Raw genomic sequence first — 19,702 nt, forward strand, 5'->3', positions numbered from 1 at the left:
CCCGACGTTCTCAGGCGGGCAGCGGGCGCAGCAGCGAGGTCCGGCCCGCCCCCCAGCAGCCCAGCAGGTGGTCACCGAGCCGCTCCTCCAACAGGGAGGTCGCCTGGACGCCCAGCACCACGTCGGCGGCCAGCCCGGGCTCGCGGCGCAGCAGATCACCGAGCACATCGTGGCGCAGCACCTGCTCGTGCACCGCGTCCGCCTCGATGTGCTCGGTGAAGAACAGCGTGCCGCGCGGGCCCACGCCCAGCCGCTCCAGCGCCTCGGCCATCCGCCGGGCGCTCGGCGCGGTGGTGATCTCCGCCGCGGCGAAGTGCCCCACCATCGCCCCCCGCAGCGCCCGGTGCAGCCCGAACAGCGACATCATGTTCACCGTCGCCAGCATCACCGCCGGGACGGCGTCCAGGTACCGCAGATAGCCGTCGTCGAGGCCCACCTCGTCCATCAGGTCGGCGTACAGCCGCGAGTGCATCCGCTCCCAGCGCCCGCCGCCGTACTCGTCGAACTCCACCGCCACCAGGGACGCCTTGGCCTGCCCCCGCAGCCGGGGGATGAGCAGGGCGTGCGGGTCGGCCTCCTTGTGGTGGTAGATCGAGCGGTGGACGAGATACTCCCGCAACTGCCACCACTCGCCCTCGTCCTTCAGGAAGTGCGAGACCCCCCGGGCGTCGACCGGCTCGACCAGGAGCTCCTCCAGGCACGCGCCGACATCGTCGCCGCCGGGCACGCCGGCCCGTAGCTCCGCCAGGAAGACACCCTCCACGGCGCCCCGGAACCGCAGCAGCTCCGGCTCCCACTCCCAGCCCGGATCCACGTCCTGAAAGCCCTGGTAGTGCAGCTCGTAACAGGTGTAGAGGGCGAGCTGGAGATCCTCGCCCAGCGGATCGGCGGACCGGACCTCGGCCACCGGAAACCGCGCCGTCCCCGGGACGGACGACCGCAGTGCCGATACCACCGCCTCCGACAACGGGCCGCGGGGCGCCGGCGGGACGACCGGCCCGGTCTCCACGGGGAAGTCGGCGGTCGAGGTCATGGCGTCTCCGTTCTGGCGATCTTCACCGGACGCCCATCCGTACCCGCTCAGGCGGCTCCCATGCGCCCGGGGCGGTCTGCTGGACCAGCATGGGTATCGCACCGGCGGGACCGGCGCCCCCGGCCGCGCGCCGCTGCCGGGCGGCGCCCGTGCCCACCCGCCGGATCTTGGCGAGCACGGTCTGCACCTCGCTCAGGTCGCCGGCCTCCTCCAGGGCGGGCCGCACCCGGTCGAGCAACTCGTCCACTAGGGCGGTGGCGTGCACCTGGGCCTCCCTGACCGGGTGCACGCCCGGCCCCTCCAGCCCGTACCGGGCCGCCGACCACACGGCGGCCGCGCACACCTGGTCACAGACGCGGGGCGCTTCCCGGCCCGCCGCCAGGTCGTCCAGGGCACGGCGCACCAGGGCACGGGTCAGCGCCGCCTGCAGCACGGCCTCGTCCACGGTGCCGGCCGCGTCCGCGACGCGCACCTCCACCGTCCGCAGCCGCGGTGAGAGCCGGGCCAGCCAGAACGTCATCGCCGGATCGACCAGCACGCCGCCGTCCACCAGCCGTTCCACTTGCCGGTCGTAGCCGGCCGCGGAATCCGACCACGGCGGCACCCCCGATCCGGGGAACCGGGACTGTTCCATCATGCGCCAGCCCGCGTAACCGGTGTCCCGTCCCCGGTCGAAGGGGGAGTTGACCGACAGCGCCAGCAGGGTCGGCAGCCAGGGCCGCAGGTGGTTGAGCACGCCCACGGCCGTCTCCCGATCCTGGACGCCCACATGCACATGGCAGCCGCAGGACTGGTAGCCGCCGACCACACCGGCGTACATCCGCGAGATCCGGGTGAAGCGCTCGCCCTCGGTGAACGGCGGATCGGGACACGCCAGCACCGGAGTCCCCGTCGACACCAGCCGGACGCCCTCGGCCGCCGCGGCGGCCGCCAGCCGCAGCCGTCCCTGGCGCAGTTGGTGCCGCAGGGCGCGCAGCCCGGTGCACACGCCCGTGACGGCCTCGACCTGTGTGGACTGCAGCTCCGCGTGGAATCCGGCTCCCGGTGCGGGCGGCGGCCGCCGCCCCGCCAGCGCCAGCACCCGCGCCGCCCGCGGCACCGTCACCCCCGTCACCGGATCCACGAGAAGGAACTCCTCCTCGACCCCCATCGTCACCCCGGACACCGGGTCACGGCCTTCCACGCGCCCTCCGTACCTCACGACGATCAGCGGGCCTGTCCTACCCGGGCGCCGTCCGGCCAACCTGCGGCGATTTTGAAGTTCTGTGCCTTTAGTCCGGATCGCATCGGGTAGGGGGAGCGTCCGGCCGGGAGCGGTCGGAGCGCTACACCCTACGGAAGGAACCGTGCCATGACGGACGTTTCGAGCCAGGGATCGCAGCCTGGTGACGAGCGACCGATCCTGACCAACCGCCAGGGCCATCCCGTCTACGACAACCAGAACCAGCGGACCGTCGGGGCCCGTGGCCCGGCGACGCTGGAGAACTACCAGTTTCTGGAGAAGATCAGCCACTTCGACCGGGAGCGCATCCCCGAACGGGTGGTACACGCCCGCGGCGTCACCTCCTACGGCTTCTTCGAGGCGTACGGCACGTGGGGCGACGAGCCGATCGACCGGTACACGCGGGCCAAGCTGTTCCAGGAGGGCAAGCGCACCGACGTGGCGGTCCGCTTCTCCACCGTGATCGGCGGGCGGGACTCCGCCGAGACCGCCCGCGACCCGCGCGGGTTCGCCGTCAAGTTCTACACCGAGGACGGCAACTGGGATCTGGTCGGCAACAACCTGGCCGTCTTCTTCATCCGGGACGCCATCAAGTTCCCCGACGTGATCCACTCCCTCAAGCCCGACCCGGTGACGTTCCGGCAGGAGCCCAACCGGATCTTCGACTTCATGTCGCAGACCCCCGAGAGCATGCACATGCTGGTCAACCTGTTCAGCCCGCGCGGCATCCCCGCCGACTACCGGCACATGCAGGGCTTCGGGGTCAACACCTACAAGTGGGTCGACCCGGAGGGGCAGACCCACCTGGTCAAGTACCACTGGATGCCCAAGCAGGGCGTGCGGAGCATGACCGAGGAGGACGCCGCCGCCATCCAGGCCCACGACCTCGGCCACGCCACCAGGGACCTGCACGAGGCCATCGACCGGGGCGACTACCCCGAGTGGGAGCTGCTCGTGCAGATGATGACCGACGAGGAGCACCCCGAGCTCGACTTCGACCCGCTGGACGACACCAAGGTCTGGCCGGAGAACGAGTTCCCCGCCAAGCCGGTCGGCCGCATGGTGCTCAACCGCAACGTCGCCAACAACTTCGCCGAGAACGAGCAGATCGCCTTCGGCACCGGCGTGCTGGTCGACGGGCTGGACTTCTCCGACGACAAGATGCTGGTGGGCCGGACTTTCTCCTACAGCGACACCCAGCGCTACCGGGTCGGCCCGAACTACCTTCAGCTACCGGTCAACAGCCCCAAGACCGAGGTGCGCACCAACCAGCGCGACGGCCAGATGACCTTCTTCGTCGACACCGGCGGGGAGGACCCGCACATCAACTACGAGCCCTCCCTGCGGGGCGGGCTCCGCGAGGCGCACTACCCGACGCACGACGAGCAGGGCCCGGTCATCAACGGGCGGGTGACGCGCAAGCGCATCCCGCGCACCAATGACTACGAGCAGGCCGGCCAGCGCTACCTGCTGATGGAGGAGTGGGAGCGCGACGACCTGGTCAAGAACTTCGTCAGCCTGCTGTCGCAGTGCGACCGGCCCATCCAGGAGCGCATGGTGTGGCACTTCCTGATGGCCGAGGACGAACTGGGCCTGCGGGTCGGTGAGGGGCTCGGCATCTCGCCCCAGGACGTCAAGAACCTGGAGCCGCTGGCGAGCCAGACCCTGAACGACGCCGAGCGCGAGCGCCTGGCCAACCTCGGCAAGAACGGCCGCCGGGACGTCAGCGGGCTCAAGATGACCCACTGCGTCCCCAACGAGCGCGCGCAGCAGCCGGCACCGGCCCGCTGACGGCCACTGACGGCCGCCGGGCGCCCAGGGCACCGCGCCGGCCCTGGGCGCTCCGCGCGCCGGGTCAGCCCTCGGCGGGGTGGGCGGCGAGCACCGCCTGGAGCCTGTCGAGTTGCTCGTCGTAGATCCGCTGCAGGCCCCTCGGCGCGAACGTGCGCTCGAAGAACCCGCCGATGCCGCCCGCGCCGTTCCAGGTGGTCTCCACCCGGACCTGCGCGCCGTCGCCGGACGGGGTGACCGTCCAGGTGGTGACCATGCTGGAGTTGGCGTCGTCCTCCACCAGGGTGCCCTCGCGCGGCGCGCTCACCGACATCAGGCAGTCGCGCACCCGCTTGCTGGTGGCGGCGAGCTTCCAGTGCACCACCGTGCCCGCGCCCTGGCCGCCCTTGCGCACCTCATACTCGCTGAAGTGCTCGGTGAGCATCCGGGGACGCGTGTCCCGGTAGTCGGCAAGCGCCGCCATGACCTGTTCCGCGGAGGCGGCGAACGTCCTGCTCGTGGCAGCGGTGACCTGTCCCATGCCTCCATCTTCTCGCACCCGGCCGGCCCCCGCGGCTCCGGCGGCCCTTCTCGCGCGTCCGGTACGGCGCTACCTGCGCGGCGACCCCAGCGAGACGACCGGGCCGGCCGTCGCCAGCGGCGCGGCGGGGACCGGCGAGCGCGGCCTCTCGTGGCGGGGGAACACGAACAGCGCCCCGATGGCCAGGCACACGCCGATCAGCCGCAGGTGGCCCGACAGTGGGTCCGAGGGCCATCCGACCCCGTACAGCCACGAGCCGACGACGAGCAGATAGGTCTTGGCGACGATCGTGCACACGACCATCGGGATCGCCATCCGGCAGCGCTGCAGCGCGATCGTCCCCTGGCACAGTCCCAGGCCCGCGGCCACCAGGGTCAGGTACAGGTACGGCTCGGCCAGCAGCGACAGGCCGTGGGCACGGGTGCCGTTGGCGATGGACAGCCCCTTGACGGCCACCTCGCCGGTGCCGAGGAGCAGACCGCAGATCAACCCGTAGGCGATGCCCGCCAGCGGGCGCGCGTGCCGCCCCGTCGCGTGCCGGCCGACCAGGGGGAACAGCAGGAGGGGAACGGCCAGAGAGAGGGCCGCCACGGGCACCACGGTCGGGGTGGGCGGCAGCCCCTCGATCGGGTCGTCGCCCGTCGGCACGGAGAGCGCGATGCACATGGTCGCCACCGCGAACAGCCCCAGCCCCGCCCACTCACGCGGGACCAGCCGCTCGCCGAAGTACCCCAGGCAGATCACCAGCAGGAACAGCAGCGTGGAGCAGAACAGCGGCTGTGCCGGCCCCAGCGACAGTTCCGCGAACGCGACGATCTGCAGTTCCAGGCCCACGGTGAACACCAGCAGCCCGGTGACCCACAGCCGGTCCGACAGCACCTGCCGGATCAAGTGCACAGGCCGGCGGCCGTGCAGCGGCTCCATCCGCCCCGCCGCCACCTTGAAGAACGCCGCGCCGAGGTAGTACAGGCACACCGCAGCGAGGGCCGCGACCACGCAGTTCATCGCACCACCGGGGACGCCGTTGTGATCTGACTCACAAGTCAGTCGCCATATTTGCCGTGCCGCACAGTGGCGTCAAGGGGCCTCGGCGGGTACGCCCGCGGGCCTGTGGCAGGGCGCGCTGGGCCGGCCCGGCGCGCCCTGGGGCGAGCCCGTTCCCGGAACGCCCGACCGGTCTCGGGGCGCCGCAGCCCCGCATTATCACTCGCCGAACCGTTCAGGCAAGGGCGGACATGTGGCAGCGCGGGATCAGAACTTCGGCGGAGTTGCTCGAAAGTGGACTCCTGGTGTCGGTGGCTGTCAATGAACTCGATCGCCATTGGACTTTCGAGATCGCGGCGGACATATACGTACGGTGACGATCTTTCTCCTGGTCCATGCGCTGACGTGAAGTGGTCCGGTCCACCGTCGGTGACGGACAACCGGGGGAGGGGTAATGGTCATCAGCGCGCCGTAAAAACTGAAAAACCGGCGGCCCGCCGAGGCCGGCGGGCCGCCGGCAGGAGGTGACCTGCGGCCCGGCGGCGCGGTGCGCGGCGGGCCGGCCGCCGGTGTTAAGAGTTTTGTGCCCGCCGCCCGGCGGGCGTCTTGCGGTTCGGCGGCCCGCAGACGATTCTCTGCATCGGCGGGGGCCGGCGGAGACGAATTTCACTTTGGATTCACCCTGGCCCCGCTCCGGCACTTACAGGAAGATGATGTCGGCGGTCGACGGTTTCCTGGAGTTGTGATGACGCAGCAGACCGAAGGGCCGGGGGAAATTCTTGACGATGTCCTGCGCACCGGTCCTTTCGACCGGGCACTTCATCTGGCGATCCAGGCCAGGGGGCTGAGCCTGGAACGCATCCACGCACGGCTGCGGCATCGAGGGGTGCACGTCAGCGTGGCCAGCCTCAGCTACTGGCAGCGCGGGCGCTGCCGGCCCGAGCGCAGCCAGTCCCTGCGGGCGGTGGAGGCGCTGGAGGAGATCCTCGGGCTGCCGCCCAACGCGCTCATCGCGCTGCTCGGTCCGCGCCGGCCGCGCGGCCGCTGGCTGGGCCACGTGCCCGGCGCCCTCACCTACGGTGACCTCTGCCCGGTCTATCCGGGCCTGCGCGACCTGCTCGGCGAGATGCGCAACCCGGTCGACGGCCAGTTGGAGACGCTCAGCCACCACGAGGTCTACACCGTGGGCCCCGACCACCGGGAGCGGTCGGCCCGATCGCGCATCGTGTTCCGGGCCCGCCGCGACGGGGTGGACCGGCATGTGGCGATCCACCACTGCGAGGGCGGACCGCCGCCCGACGGGTTCAGCAGCGAGATGTGCCGGGTGGGGCGGGTACGGGTCGGGGCGGCCGACGGGCTGACCGCCGTGGAACTGCTGTTCGACCATCCACTGGCGGCCGGCGAGACCTACGTGGTGGAGTACGAGTTCAGCTGTGGCGGCGGGCAGCCGGAGGCGCGCCGGTACGTGCGCGGCTTCCGGTTCCCCACCCGTGAGTACCTGCTCCAGGTGAGGTTCGCCGCGGAGGCGACGCCCCGGCGCTGCTTCCGGATCTGGCAGCCCAACATCGGCGCCGTCTGCACCGACCGGCAGGAGCTGCGGCTGAACAAATGGGACTCGGTCCACCTCCTCGAACATGGAGTGCAGCCCGGGCTGTACGGCATCCGCTGGGAGTGGGCCTAACGGCGGCCCTCCCGGTCCCCGGGCCCGGCGTCCGGCAGCCAGCGGCGCAGCTGGTCGCCGGTGAGGTTGGCGCCGCAGGCGACCGTGCCGACGGCCAGGCCGGCGAAGGCCGCCGGGTCGGCCAGCACCGCCGCCAGGCCGGCCGCCCCGGCGGGCTCGGTGACCAGGCCGAGCGTGCCGTGCAGCAGCCGCATCGCCGCCACGATCGCCTCGTCGGGCACCACGACGACCTCGTCCACGGCGCGCCGCATGACCGCCAGGGCGTAGGGGACCGGCACCCGCACCGCGATGCCGTCGGCGATCGTGTCCACCCCGGGCGTCCGGACGACGCCGTGCGCGCGCCAGGAACGGGCCATGGCGGGCGCGCCCTCGGCGGCGACGGCGATCACGCGTGTGCCGGGCCAGGCGTGCCTGAGCCAGGTCCCGACGCCGCCCGCCAGCGCCCCGTTCCCGAGCGGGACGAGCACCGCGTCCAGCGGGTCGCCGACCTGCCGGGTGAGCTCCCAGGCGATGGTGCCCGCGCCCTCGGCGACATACGGGTCGTCCCCGTCCACCACCAGCCGCCCACCGCCGTCGCGCGCGTACGCCACGGCCTCCGCCTTGGCCGCGTCGAAGTCGTCCCCGGCCAGGCGGACCCGGGCGCCCAGCCGCTGCATCGCCTCGATCTTCACCGGGCTGGCGGTACGCGCGGCAAAGACGGTCAGCTCCCGGCCGCGGCGCCGGGCCGCGTACGCCAGGCCCTGCCCGAAGTTGCCCACCGAAGCGGTCACCAGCGGCTCGTCGTCCGCCTCGGCCAGGTGCGCCACGAACCAGTCGGCGCCCCGCCCCTTGAACGAGCGGATCGGGGTGCGGGTCTCGTCCTTGACGACGGCGCGCCGCACCCCCAGGGCCTTGGCCGTCTCGTCGGCGTCGGCGACGGGGGTGCCGGTGAACACCGGGTCGATGGCGCGGGCGGCCCGCTCGATGCCGCCGACGTCGGGGAAGGGCCGGAGAGATGCGTCCATGTCCCCGAGCCTAGTGATCACCTGTGCGCGGAAAGTGCGCATACTATGCTGATCACGCAAGCAACGTGCGTATCGGGCCCCCAAGGCGGTGAACCATCGATCTGGACGAGGTGGACCGGCGGATCCTGGCACTGGTGCAGCGGGACGCCCGGCTCACCGCGGCGCAGATCGGCGAGCGGGTGGGCCTGTCGGCCTCGGCGGCGCACCGCCGGCTGCAGCGGCTGTGGCAGGGCCGGGTGGTGGAGGCCCAGGTCGCGGTGGTCAACCCCAGGGCGGTCGGCCGCCCGCTGGTGATGATCGTGGGCCTGGAGATCGAGCGGGAGCGCCCGGAGGACCTGCACGAGCTCAAACGCTGGCTGGCCGCCGAACCGGCGGTGCAGCAGGCCTGGTACGTCACCGGCGACGCCGACTTCACCCTGGTGATCACCGCGCGGGACACCGAGGACTACGACGGGTTCATGCAGCGCCTGGTCGCCGAGAACCGCAACGTCCGCAAGTTCAAGACCAGCGTGGTGCTGTCCACCCTCAAGCGCGGCCTGGCCGTTCCCGTGGACGGCGGGGACTGACGGCCACCGGCCGGTCGCGGCGGCGCCGGGAACGAGCCGCGGGGCGGGGTCAGCGCAGCGGGGCCACAGGGCCGTCCGGCCGCTCGTGGCGGGCGGCGACGACCGACTCGGCGAGCGCGGCCACGTCCTCCTCCGGCAGCCGCCGGTATCCGTCGGCGGTGACCGCCGCAATGATCGGGAAGACCCGGCGGGCCAGGTCGGGTCCGGCGGTGGCCGAGTCGTCCTCGGCGGCGTCGTAGAGGGCCTGCACGCACACCGCCGCGGCCTCGTCCTCGGTCAGGTCCGGCCGGTACAGCTTCTTGAGCGAGCCGCGGGCGAAGGGCGAGCCCGACCCCTCGGCGTGGAAGTCCGTGGACTCCTGCGGCATCCCGGTGACGTCGTAGCTGTAGATGCGGCCGGTCCCGGCGTCCAGGTCGTAGCCGGCGAACAGCGGCACGACCGCCAGGCCCTGCATGGCGTAGGCCAGGTTGGCCTGGACGATGGCGCCCAGCCGCCGCGCCTTGGCCGGCAGCGACAGCTTCGCCGCCTGCATCTTCTCGTAGTGCTCCAGCTCCACCTGCAGCAGCCGGACCATCTCCAGGGCCAGCCCCACCGTGCCGGCCAGCGCCACCGCCGAGTGCTCGTCGGCCGGGTACACCTTCTCCAGATCCCGCTGGGCGATCACGTTGCCGGAGGTGGCGCGGCGGTCGCCGGCCACCATCACCCCGCCGGGGTAGCGCAGCGCCAGGATGGTCGTGCCGTGCGGGATGTCCGGCCCCTCGCCGACCCGGTTGACCGGCAGCAGCCCCGGAGCCGACCGGCGGATCAGGTCCGTGAACGAGGCCGTGCCCACGGCGAAGAACTCCGGCGGTAGTCCCCGTCCCTCGGCCGAACCGGTCATCGCCGCCTCCTCTTGATGCCCGCGCGCTCCCGGTGCCCGCGCGTCGTCCATGATCCTCGCACGGCCGCGCGGTCGGCCGCACCACCCGCCGCACCGCCATCGGCGCGGGGTGAACGCGATCACCGGACAGGGCGCCGCGACCGGGGCGAAGATCGATATCGCCCCGACCCGGCCTAAGCTGACCCGCGACCCATGTGAGGAGACCTCCCGATGCCGCTCGTCCCCGCCTCCGGCGATCCCGTCCTGCAGATCAAGGACGTCGATCTGGTCCGTGACCGGCGGCTGCTCCTGGAACAGGTCTCGCTGCGGGTGCAGCCCGGCGAGCACTGGGCGCTGCTGGGCCCCAACGGGGCGGGCAAGAGCACCCTGCTGAGCATCCTGGGGGCCTACCGGCATCCCACGCGCGGCACCGCGGAGATCCTCGGCCAGTTGCTCGGCCGTGTCGACGTCCACCGGTTGCGCGGGCTGATCGGGCAGGTCAACCCCCACCACCCGGTGCAGTCGCAGTCCCGCACGGTCCACCAGGTGGTGCTGACCGGCGCCACCGGGACCACCGAGCCGGTGCCCCGCTGGACGCCGACCCCGGCGGAACTGGACCGGGCCGCGGAGCTGATGGCGCTCATGGGCCTGGAACGGCTGCGGGACGCCCGCTGGGCGAACCTGTCGCACGGCGAACGCGGCCGCACGCTGATCGCCCGCGCCCTGATGCCCAGCCCCCGGCTGCTCCTGCTGGACGAGCCCGCCACCGGCCTGGACGTGGCCGCCCGCGAACGGCTGCTGGAGAGCATCGACGGGCTGCGCGAGCGCCATCCCGACATGGCCAGCATCCTGGTCACCCACCATCTGGAGGAGCTGCCCGCCAGCACGGGACACGCGATGCTGCTGCGCGCCGGCCGGGTCCTGGCCTCGGGGGCCGTCGACGACGTCCTGACCACCGAGAACGTCAGCGCCTGCTTCGACCACCCCATCGCCATCCACCGGCGCGCCGGACGGTGGACCGCCACGGCGGGCCGGGTGCCTCAGCGGCCCGCCGAGGGCTGACGGGCCGGACGCACCGGCGGGGGACCACGGCGGATCTGTGTGCCGTTTGTGGCAGGTGAGACCCGATGCCATCAGTTGAGGGCAATTCACTTAATTTTTCGTACTTGATCGGTAACGGGTTGTTCATCACGATTTGGCGTGGATCCAGGGAGGGTCAACCGGACCCCTCCCTCCCCCGCAGGAGGCACAGTGAGGATGAGATCCGTCCACCCAGCCGCTCTGGCCGGCGCCGCCGCGATGGCGGCCGCCACCACACTGCTGGCCGTACCGGCGGCGAACGCCGCCCCGGCACGGCCCGACCCCGCCAAGCTGGCCACCACCCTGGCCGAGCGGCTGGGATCGCGCACCGCCGGCTCCTACTACGACTCCGCCAGCGGCAAGCTCGTGGTCACCGTGGCCGACGACACCGCCGCCCGGACCGTCAGCCAGACCGGCGCGGTGCCGCGCCGGGTCGCCCGCAGCGGCGCCGACCTGGAGAAGATCACCGCCGCCTTCGAGCGCTCCATCAAGGTGCCCGGCACCGCCTGGGCCGTCCAGCCCGCCGCCAACCAGGTGCTGCTGTCGGTCGACGAGAGCGTCACCGGCGCCAAGCTGGCCAAGGTGCGCGCCGTCGCCGCCAGGTACGGCAGCGCCGTGCGCATCGAGCGGGTCTCCGGCAAGTTCGAGACCACGATCGCCGGCGGCCAGGCCATCTACACCGGCGGCTCGCGCTGCTCCCTCGGTTTCAACGTGCGCAGCGGCAGCACCTACTACTTCCTGACCGCCGGGCACTGCACCAACATCGGCTCGACCTGGTACGCCAACTCCAGCCAGTCCACCGTGCTGGGCACCCGCGCCGGCAGCAGCTTCCCCGGCAACGACTACGGCATCGTCCGCTACACCAACACCAGCATCGCCAAGCCCGGCACCGTGTACCTGTACGGCAGCGGCGAGCAGGAGATCACCTCCGCCGGTAACGCCTACGTGGGCCAGGCGGTCCGCCGCAGCGGCAGCACCACCGGCGTCCGCAGCGGCACCGTGACCGCGCTCAACCAGACCGTCGTCTACTCGCAGGGCAGCGTCTCCGGCCTGATCAGGACGACGGTGTGCGCCCAGCCGGGGGACAGCGGCGGCTCGCTGTTCGCCGGCACCACGGCGCTGGGGCTGACCTCGGGCGGCAGCGGCAACTGCACCACCGGCGGGACGACCTTCTTCCAGCCGGTCACCGAGCCGCTGAGCGTCTACGGCGTCAGCATCTACTGATCCCCGGCCCCCCGAACCGAAGCTCCCGACCCGGCCGGCCGCAGGTCCCCGCTCGCGGCCGGCCGGCCGAAAACCGGCCCCCGCCCGCATGGCCCGCCTCCCTCCGGTCAAAACGTCCATTGGGACCGTGAGAGGAGGCCGATGTGCACGAACGTGTCTCCCCGGAGGTCGAGACCCTCTGGGAGGAGTTCCACCACGCCGTCAACATGAGTTCGCAGGAACTGCGGACGTGGCTGCTGACCGAGGCCAGCGGGGAGGTGGAGTTCCCCGCGGACCCCGACCTGAACGTGCCAGAACTGGGCGGCCGTGTGCTCCAGGTGCTCAGCAAGCGCAAGGTGGACCTGACCGGCGACGACATCGAGACGATGCGCCAGGTGGTCGGCACCGTGTCCCGCCGGCTGGCCGACCCGCCCCGCAAGGGGGCCGGGGACGACCACTGGCGGCACGCCCTGATGACTCTGGGGCACGACCCGCTCAAGCCCGCCTGACCCGCGTTCGGGGAACGGGCCTCGGCCCCCGGAACGCGGGTCGGGTGTTTCCCCTGGGCCGCTACCCGTCCAGGACGTGCTCGCGGAAGCGCTCCAGGCACAGCGCCAGGACCCGCGGGCCCGGCATCGCCCACAGCTCCTCGTTGAAGATCTCCACCTCGATCGGGCCGTCGTAGCCGGCCGCGTCCACCGCCTGCCGTAGCCGCCGCAGCTCCACGCAGCCGTCTCCGAGCAGGCCCCGGCCGGTCAGCACCCCGGCCGGCAGCGGGGTGGTCCAGTCGGCGACCTGGAAGATCGCCAGGCGGTCCTCTCGCCCGGCCCGGCCGATCATGCGGTAGGCGTCCGGGTCCCACCACAGGTGATAGGTGTCCACCACCACCCCGACCTGTTCGGGAGGGTGCGGTGCGGCCAGCTCCAGCGCCTGGCCGAGTGTGGCGACCACGCAGCGGTCCGAGCAGAACATCGGGTGCAGCGGCTCGATCGCCAGCCGCACCCCGTACCGGCCCGCGTACGGGGCCAGCTCGGCCAGCGCGTCGGCCACCCGGTCGCGGGCGCCGTCCAGATCCCGCGACCCGCCCGGCAGGCCGCCGCTGACCAGCACCAGCACCGGGGCTCCCAGCTCGGCCGCCTCCTCGACGGCCCGGCGGTTGTCGGCGAGCGCTCCGTCCGCGGTGAAGAAGCCGCCCCGGCACAGGGAGGTGGCCCGGACCCCGGCCTCCCGCAGCAGCTTGGCCGTGCGGGTCAGGCCGTACTCGGCGACCGGCTCCCGCCACAGCCCGACGCCCCGCACCTCGGCGGCGGCGCAGCCCGCCACGACGTCCGGCAACGGCCAGTACCGGGTCGTCCACTGGTTGAGGCTGAACCGCTCGATCACCGCTCCACCCCCTGGACGGCCAGCCAGGACCGCAGCCGGGTCACGGCCAACTCCGGGTCGGGCAGCAGCCCGGCCGCGTCCGCCAGCCGGTAGAGGCCGGCCAGGTGCGGCACCGAACGCGCGCTCTCCATCCCGCCGACCATGCGGAAGTGCCTCTGGTGCCCCGCCAGCCAGGCCAGGAAGACCGCGCCGGTCTTGTAGTGGCGGGTGGGCGCGGCGAAGACCGCCCGGGCCAGCGGCACGGTCGGCGCCAGGATCTCCCGGAACGCCGCGGGAGCATCGGCGTCCAGCGCCTGCAGCGCGGCGGAGGCGGCGGGGGCGATCACGTCGAAGATCCCCAGCAGCGCGTCGCTGTGCCCCGACCCGTCGCCGGCGATCAGCTCGGGGTAGTGGAAGTCGTCACCGGTGTACATCCGCACCCCGGCCGGCAGGCGGCGGCGCAGCGCCACCTCCCGGCCGGCGTCCAGCAGTGAGACCTTGACGCCGTCCACCCGGCCGGGATGCGCCTCGATGATCGACAGCAGCAGGTCGGCGGCGGCGTCCGGATCCGGCGAGCCCCAGTAGCCCGCCAGCGCGGGATCGAACATCGGGCCCAGCCAGTGCAGCACGGCCGGGCGGCGCAGCCCGCCCAGCAGCCGCCCGTAGACCTCGGCGTAGTCGTCCGGCCCCCGGGCGGCGGCGGCCAGTTGGCGGCTCGCCATGATCACTGGGATCGCCCCCGCGTCCTCCACCACCGCCAGCTGCTCCTCGTAGGCGGCGATCACCCGGTCGAGCGGGGCCGGGCCCGGCCCGAGCTGGTCGGTACCCGCCCCGCAGACGATCCGCCCGCCGCAGGCCCGTGCCTCCGCGCCGCTGCGCCCGATCAGCTCCCTGGCGGCCGGCCAGTCCAGGCCCATGCCGCGCTGGGCGGTGTCCATCGCCTCGGCGACCCCGAGCCCGTAGGCCCACAGATGGCGGCGGAACGCCAGCGTCGCCTCCCAGTCGACCGCGGCCGGGGAGCCGGGCGTGTTGTCGGCGAACGGGTCGGCCACCACATGGGCGGCCGCGTAGGCGATCCGCGAGGTCAGGGGGGACGACGGGCGCGGGTGGGCGCGCGGCTCACCCGGGGTGTGGGCGTACAGCGCGCCACCCTCGCCCGGCAGCCAGATCTTCACCTGGCCAGCTCCGGGACGTCGAGGCGGCGGCCCTCCCGCCAGGAGCGCAGGCCCAGCTCGGCGAGCTGGACGCCGCGCGCCCCCGCGTAGAAGTCCCACGGGAACGGGCCGTCCTCGGCGACATGGCGCAGGAACGCCTCCCACTGCACCCGGAAGCCGTTGCCGAAGTCGGCGTTGTCGGGCACCTCCTGCCACTGCGCGCGGAAGTCCTCGGTGGCCGGCAGGTCGGGGTTCCACACCGGCTTGGGCGTCGTCGCCCGGTGCTGGACCCGGCAGCGCCGCAGCCCCGCCACGGCGCTGCCCTCCGTGCCGTCCACCTGGAACTCCACCAGCTCGTCGCGGAACACCCGGGTCGCCCACGAGGAGTTGATCTGGGCGACGATGCCGCCCTCCAGCTCGAAGATCCCGTAGGCGGCGTCGTCGGCGGTGCAGTCGTAGGGCTTGCCGTCCTCGTCCACCCGTTCGGGGATGTGCACGGCGCCCAGGCACTGTACCGACCGCACCGGTGCGATGATCTCGTCCAGCACGTACCGCCAGTGCGCGAACATGTCCAGGATGACGCCGCCGCCGTCCTCGGCCCGGTAGTTCCAGCTCGGCCGCTGAGCCTGCTGCCAGTCGCCCTCGAACACCCAGTAGCCGAACTCGCCGCGCACCGACAGGATCCGGCCGAAGAAGCCGCCCTCCACCAGCCGCCGCAGCTTGCGCAGGCCCGGCAGGAACAGCTTGTCCTGCACGATGCCGTGCCGCACGCCGGCCTCCTCGGCCAGGCGGGCCAGCCGCAGCGCCTCCGCCAGTTCCTCGGCCAGCGGCTTTTCGGTGTAGACGTGCCGGCCCGCCGCGATGGCGGCCTCGATGCCCTGCACCCGCTCGGAGGTGACCTGGGCGTCAAAGTAGACCTGCACGTCGTGCCGGGCCAGCGCCGCCGCCAGGTCGGTGGACCACTCGGTGAGCGCGTGCCGCTCGGCGATGGCGCGCAGCTTGGCCTCGTTGCGGCCGACCAGGATGGGCTCGGGCCACAGCACCGTGCCGTCGGCCAGGGCCAGCCCGCCCTGCTCCCGGATCGCCAGGATCGAGCGGACCAGGTGTTGGCGGTATCCCATCCGGCCGGTCACGCCGTTCATGACGATCCCGATGGACCTGCGTGTCATCCCTGGGGGTTCCTTCCTGCCGGGGTACGGGGCGGACGTGTCATTCGGCGGCGTCCGGCGGGGGAGCGGCGCTGCCCAGGAGCCGGCGGATGCGGGCGGTGGCGTGAGCGAACTCCGGCCGCCCCACCGTCTCGGTGTAGTCCCGCTCGGCCGGCAGCCCGGGTTCGATGACCTCGGTGATGGTGCCGGGCCGGGCGCTCATCACCACGATCCGGTCGGCCAGGTAGACCGCCTCGGCGATGGAGTGGGTGACCAGCAGCACCGTGGTGCCGGTCTCCCGCCAGATCCGGCGCAGCTCGATGTTCATCTGCTCGCGGGTGAGGGCGTCCAGCGCGCCGAACGGCTCGTCCATCAGCAGCACCGGCGGCTCGTGCAGCAGCGCCCGGCACAGCGAGACCCGCTGCTGCATGCCGCCGGACAGCTCGTGCGGCAGTGCCTCCTCGAAGCCGCGCAGCCCGGTCATGGCGATCAGCTCGTCGGCGCGGCGGCGGGCCCGGTCGGCGGGCATGCCGCGCATCTCGGCCTGCAGCAGGATGTTGCGGCGGGCGCTGCGCCACTCCAGCAGCGCCGCCCGCTGGAAGACGTACCCGATGTCGTGCCGGGGGCCGGTGACCGGGTCGCCGTGCAGCCGCACCGTGCCCGAGGAGGGCTTCAGCAGCCCGGCCACCAGCTTCAGCAGCGTCGACTTGCCGCAGCCCGAGGGGCCGACGAGCGAGACGAACTCGCCCATGGGCACGCTGAGGTCGATCCGCTCCAGTGCTGTGACGTCCCGTTTCTTGGAACGGAACCGGACCGCCACGTCCTTCACATCGACGGCCGCGGGCTGCGCCTGCCGCGGCGCGGATTCCACCATCACCGGTTTTCCGACGGTCTCCTCGGCCACGCTCATCCCTTCAACGCCGCGTCGTTGGCCCAGTAGTCCGCGGGCGGCTTCGGGTCGGTGATCATTCCGGCCTGGGCGAAGACGTCGATGGTCTGCTGCCAGTCGGCCTCGGTGTTGACGCCGGGGGCCTTGCCTTGGGTGGAGTCGGTGTGCAGCAGCGTCAGCGTCGTCTTGAACTGGTCCGCCAGCACCTGGGGCGGCGGGAGCTGCTCGGAGGCGCCCTTCATGGCGTCCACCGCGCCCTGCGGGTCGGACTGTGCGGCCGTCCACGCCTCGCTGGTGGCCGCCACCATCCGCTTGGCCAGGTCGGGCTTGCCGGTGATGAGCCGGTTGCCGGCCAGCAGTCCGTTGGAGTAGAAGTTCAGGCCCAGCTCGGAGTAGCGCAGGTACGACACCGGCTTGCCGGCCTTGTGCTGCATGGTGGGGCCCTGGTCGCTGGCGTAGCCGATCAGCGCGTCGGCCTTGCCGGAGATGACCGCGGCGATCTTGCCGGCCGGGTCGACGTTCTGCAACTGGACGTCCTTGTCGGTCATCCCGTTGCGCTTGAGGAACACCGGGAAGGTTCGCGACAGCGCGTCCCCGGCGGTGATGGCGATCTTCTTGCCCTTCAGGTCGGCCGGGGACCGGTAGTTCTTCTCGGTGAAGAACTGCAGCGAGGCCGGGGTGGTCTGCAGGAAGACGCCCAGGCTCTTGACCGGCACGCCCTGGCCGACGCCCGCCAGCAGCGCCGGGGTGTCGGCCCAGCCGAAGTCGCTCTGCCCGGCGCCGGTGGCCTGCACGGTCTTCTGCGACCCCTGGCCGGGCCGGATCTGCAGGTCGATGCCGTGCTTCTCGTAGATCTTGCGGGTCTTGCCGTAGTAGAACGGCGCGTGCTCGCCGTAGGGGTACCAGTTGAGGGTCAGGGTGACCTTGTCGAGCTTCTTGCCCCCGGCGGTGGTGGTGGTCTCGCCGTCCCCGCCGCAGGCGGCGGTGGCCAGCAGGAACGCCGGGATCAGAGCGATGATGAGGCCGCGCGGTCGCATGGGCCCTCCTCGGTGGGGCGGGGGTGGTGGTCTCACAGAGTGGTGGTCACGGAGTCGGCGCGGCGGCTGGCGTGCCAGGGCAGCAGGACCTTCTCGGCCAGCTCCACCAGCGCGAACAGCACCACGCCGAGCAGGGACATGATCAGCAGCCCGGCGAACAGCATCGGGGTGTCGAGATTGCCGTTGGCCTGCAGGATGACGTAGCCCAGGCCCTCGTTGGCGCCGACGAACTCGCCGACCACCGCGCCGGTGACGGCCAGCGTCACCGCCACCTTGAGCCCGGCGAACAGATGCGGCAGCGAGGCCGGGAAGCGGATCTTGGCGAAGGTCCGCCAGGGGCCGGCGCCCATGGTGGCCGACAGCTCCAGCATCTCCGGGTCGATCGACTTCAGCCCGGTGACCATCGAGATCACCACCGGGAAGAAGGCGATCAGCACCGCCACCACGATCTTGGGGGTGATGCCGAAGCCCAGCCACACCACGAACAGCGGCGCGATGGCGATCTTCGGGATGACCTGGGCGAACAGCAGGACGGGGTAGAGGGTCTTCTCCAGTTCGGCCGAGTGCACCATCAGCACCGCCGACAGCACTCCCAGGACGACCGCGATGGCGAAGCCCAGCAGCGTCTCGTAGGTGGTGACCCAGCTGTGCTCCAGCAGGTAGCCGGCCCGGTCGCGGACGACCTGCAGCGTGGTGCCCGGTGAGGGCACCAGGTAGGGCTCCACCAGCCTGGCGGCCGAGACCGCCCACCAGGCGGCGAGGCAGGCCGCCAGCAGCGCGACCGGCCGCCAGGTCCGTTCGGCCGCGGCGGCGAGCCGCTCGCCGGCGCCGGGGCCGGCCCGCCGGGCGGGCGTGTCCGGCCCGCCGGTCCCGGACGGCGCGCCCGGGACGGGGGCCGTCGTGGAAGGGGTCTGCCGACTCACGTGAACTCCTCCGGTCCCCGCTCGCTTCCGCCGCGGTGATCTCGATGGTGGAAACGGCCGCGCTCCCGAGAAAGCGCATTCTGAAAGCGCTTTCTGATACCGTAGATACCGCCGCGCGGAGCGGTCAATAGGCAGCCGGAGGGTTTCCCCCAAAGATCCGGCGGACGGTCATCGGCTGGGACGGGGCGGCGCTGTGGGCGAACGGGAAGCACGGACGCATGTGACGTTGGAGGACGTGGCGCGCTCGGCGGGCGTGTCGCTGGCCACCGCCTCGCGGGTGCTGGGCGGCACCGCCCGGGTCCGCGAGGACCTGCGGGAACGGGTGTTGGCCGCCGCCGACCGGCTGTCGTACATCCCCAACGCGCACGCCCGGGCGCTGGCGGGCTCCTCCAGCCAGGTGGTGGGTGTCATCTGCCACGACGTCAGCGACCCCTACTTCGCGGGCATCGCCGGCGGGGTGATGCGCGCCGCCGCCGCACACGGCCTGCTGGTCATGCTGGCCAGCACGTTCCGCGACCCCGCCCAGGAGGTCGCCTACCTGTCGATGCTGCGCGCCCAGCGGGCCCGCGCCATCCTGCTGATCGGGTCCGGCTTCGAGGACCGGGCGTGGGAGCGCGCGATGAACGCCGAACTGGAGCCGTACCTGCGCAGCGGCGGCCGGGTCGCGGTGGTCAGCCGGCACCGCGCCCTGAAGGTGGACGCCGTCCTGCCGGAGAACCGGGCGGGCGGCGCGGCGCTGGCCAGGGCCATGCTCGACCTCGGCCACCGTGACTTCGCGGTGCTCAGCGGCCCGCGCACCCTCACCACCGTGGCCGACCGCCTGGCCGGGTTCCGCGAGGCGCTGGCGGAGGCCGGGGTGGAGCTGCCCGACGACCGGATCGTCGAGGAGTCCTTCACCCGCGACGGCGGCTACGCCGCGGCCACCGAGCTGATCCGCCGGGGGGTGCGGGCCACCTGCCTGTTCGCGGTCACCGACGTGATGGCCGTGGGGGCGCTGGCGGCCCTGCGCGACCACGGGCTGCGGGTGCCGCAGGATGTGTCCCTGGCCGGATTCGACGACATCCCCATCGTCCGCGACCTCACCCCGCCCCTGACCACCGTCGCCCTCCCGCTCGCCGAGATGGGGGAGCGGGTGATGGCGCTGGCGCTCCGCGAGACCCGGGGCAGCCGGGCCCGCATCGAACGCGTCGGCGGCGAGGTCATCCTCCGCCCCAGCACCGCCCCGCCCCGGCGTCCCTGACCCACC

19 protein-coding genes are annotated in these 19,702 nt (G+C 72.6%); 7 read left to right on the forward strand and 12 right to left on the reverse strand.

The window, feature by feature from the left end:
- Positions 1–10: 10 nt before the first annotated feature.
- Both C4U03_RS03055 and C4U03_RS03060 read right to left on the reverse strand, forming a co-directional pair.
- Positions 11–1,033 (reverse strand): iron-containing redox enzyme family protein, encoded by a 1,023-nt coding sequence (locus C4U03_RS03055; protein ID WP_103936031.1) that lies wholly within the window; start codon positions 1,031–1,033, stop codon positions 11–13.
- Positions 1,034–1,055: 22 nt separating this feature from the next.
- Complete coding sequence (locus C4U03_RS03060; protein WP_235017601.1) at positions 1,056–2,216, reverse strand: carboxylate-amine ligase; 1,161 nt, start codon at positions 2,214–2,216, stop codon at positions 1,056–1,058.
- Between the two features lie 168 nt (positions 2,217–2,384).
- On the opposite strand from C4U03_RS03060, the gene C4U03_RS03065 reads away from it, so the two are divergent.
- Positions 2,385–4,046: a catalase gene (locus tag C4U03_RS03065; RefSeq protein ID WP_103936032.1), complete on the forward strand. Its 1,662-nt coding sequence runs from the start codon at positions 2,385–2,387 to the stop codon at positions 4,044–4,046.
- Positions 4,047–4,110: 64 nt separating this feature from the next.
- On the opposite strand, the gene C4U03_RS03070 is transcribed toward C4U03_RS03065, so the two are convergent.
- Together C4U03_RS03070 and C4U03_RS03075 are read right to left on the reverse strand one after the other, a co-directional pair.
- On the reverse strand, positions 4,111–4,566 hold the full coding sequence (locus C4U03_RS03070) for an SRPBCC family protein (RefSeq protein WP_103936033.1): 456 nt from the start codon (positions 4,564–4,566) through the stop codon (positions 4,111–4,113).
- A 69-nt stretch (positions 4,567–4,635) separates the two neighbouring features.
- On the reverse strand, positions 4,636–5,571 hold the full coding sequence (locus C4U03_RS03075) for a DMT family protein (protein WP_146087238.1): 936 nt from the start codon (positions 5,569–5,571) through the stop codon (positions 4,636–4,638).
- A 724-nt stretch (positions 5,572–6,295) separates the two neighbouring features.
- Between C4U03_RS03075 and C4U03_RS03080 the strand changes: the two genes are divergently transcribed.
- Complete coding sequence (locus tag C4U03_RS03080; protein ID WP_103936035.1) at positions 6,296–7,231, forward strand: helix-turn-helix transcriptional regulator; 936 nt, start codon at positions 6,296–6,298, stop codon at positions 7,229–7,231.
- On the opposite strand, the gene C4U03_RS03085 is transcribed toward C4U03_RS03080, so the two are convergent.
- A complete protein-coding gene (locus tag C4U03_RS03085; RefSeq protein ID WP_103936036.1) occupies positions 7,228–8,235 on the reverse strand; it encodes a threonine ammonia-lyase in 1,008 nt (335 codons plus the stop codon). The genes C4U03_RS03080 and C4U03_RS03085 overlap by 4 nt on opposite strands.
- Positions 8,236–8,345: 110 nt before the next feature.
- Between C4U03_RS03085 and C4U03_RS03090 the strand changes: the two genes are divergently transcribed.
- Positions 8,346–8,801, forward strand: coding sequence for an Lrp/AsnC family transcriptional regulator (locus tag C4U03_RS03090; protein ID WP_200826993.1), 456 nt, complete (start codon positions 8,346–8,348; stop codon positions 8,799–8,801).
- 49 nt (positions 8,802–8,850) lie between these two features.
- On the opposite strand, the gene prcB is transcribed toward C4U03_RS03090, so the two are convergent.
- On the reverse strand, positions 8,851–9,681 hold the full coding sequence (gene prcB / locus C4U03_RS03095; protein WP_103936038.1) for a proteasome subunit beta: 831 nt from the start codon (positions 9,679–9,681) through the stop codon (positions 8,851–8,853).
- Between the two features lie 210 nt (positions 9,682–9,891).
- Between prcB and C4U03_RS03100 the strand changes: the two genes are divergently transcribed.
- The 3 genes from C4U03_RS03100 to C4U03_RS03110 all read left to right on the forward strand — a co-directional run bounded on the left by C4U03_RS03100 (position 9,892) and on the right by C4U03_RS03110 (position 12,452).
- On the forward strand, positions 9,892–10,722 hold the full coding sequence (locus tag C4U03_RS03100; protein ID WP_103936039.1) for an ABC transporter ATP-binding protein: 831 nt from the start codon (positions 9,892–9,894) through the stop codon (positions 10,720–10,722).
- A 195-nt stretch (positions 10,723–10,917) separates the two neighbouring features.
- On the forward strand, positions 10,918–11,964 hold the full coding sequence (locus tag C4U03_RS03105; protein ID WP_103936040.1) for a S1 family peptidase: 1,047 nt from the start codon (positions 10,918–10,920) through the stop codon (positions 11,962–11,964).
- A 143-nt stretch (positions 11,965–12,107) separates the two neighbouring features.
- Positions 12,108–12,452 carry a DUF3140 domain-containing protein gene (locus tag C4U03_RS03110; RefSeq protein ID WP_103936041.1) on the forward strand — a complete coding sequence of 115 codons (345 nt, stop codon included), beginning with the start codon at positions 12,108–12,110 and terminating at the stop codon, positions 12,450–12,452.
- Positions 12,453–12,513: 61 nt separating this feature from the next.
- On the opposite strand, the gene C4U03_RS03115 is transcribed toward C4U03_RS03110, so the two are convergent.
- Genes C4U03_RS03115 through C4U03_RS03140 form a run of 6 tightly spaced genes read right to left on the reverse strand, consistent with a single transcriptional unit; the run spans position 12,514 to position 18,456 of the window.
- Entirely contained in the window at positions 12,514–13,326 is an 813-nt protein-coding gene (locus C4U03_RS03115; RefSeq protein ID WP_235017603.1) for a sugar phosphate isomerase/epimerase family protein, read from the reverse strand.
- Positions 13,323–14,480, reverse strand: coding sequence for a dihydrodipicolinate synthase family protein (locus C4U03_RS03120; protein WP_103936042.1), 1,158 nt, complete (start codon positions 14,478–14,480; stop codon positions 13,323–13,325). Before C4U03_RS03120 ends, C4U03_RS03115 begins: the two co-directional genes overlap by 4 nt.
- Positions 14,477–15,628: a Gfo/Idh/MocA family protein gene (locus tag C4U03_RS03125; protein ID WP_103936043.1), complete on the reverse strand. Its 1,152-nt coding sequence runs from the start codon at positions 15,626–15,628 to the stop codon at positions 14,477–14,479. The genes C4U03_RS03120 and C4U03_RS03125 overlap by 4 nt, the downstream gene beginning before the upstream one ends.
- A 40-nt stretch (positions 15,629–15,668) precedes the next feature.
- Positions 15,669–16,511: an ABC transporter ATP-binding protein gene (locus C4U03_RS03130; RefSeq protein ID WP_235017604.1), complete on the reverse strand. Its 843-nt coding sequence runs from the start codon at positions 16,509–16,511 to the stop codon at positions 15,669–15,671.
- A 2-nt stretch (positions 16,512–16,513) separates the two neighbouring features.
- Positions 16,514–17,533 carry an ABC transporter substrate-binding protein gene (locus C4U03_RS03135; RefSeq protein WP_103936044.1) on the reverse strand — a complete coding sequence of 340 codons (1,020 nt, stop codon included), beginning with the start codon at positions 17,531–17,533 and terminating at the stop codon, positions 16,514–16,516.
- Positions 17,534–17,565: 32 nt separating this feature from the next.
- A complete protein-coding gene (locus tag C4U03_RS03140) occupies positions 17,566–18,456 on the reverse strand; it encodes an ABC transporter permease (RefSeq protein WP_103936045.1) in 891 nt (296 codons plus the stop codon).
- A 220-nt stretch (positions 18,457–18,676) separates the two neighbouring features.
- On the opposite strand from C4U03_RS03140, the gene C4U03_RS03145 reads away from it, so the two are divergent.
- Positions 18,677–19,696, forward strand: a complete 1,020-nt coding sequence (locus tag C4U03_RS03145) for a LacI family DNA-binding transcriptional regulator (RefSeq protein ID WP_103936046.1) — start codon at positions 18,677–18,679, stop codon at positions 19,694–19,696.
- The last annotated feature ends 6 nt before the right edge of the window (positions 19,697–19,702 follow it).

This window comes from Thermomonospora echinospora, from assembly GCF_900108175.1.
Classification (GTDB): Bacteria; Actinomycetota; Actinomycetes; order Streptosporangiales; family Streptosporangiaceae; genus Thermomonospora; species Thermomonospora echinospora.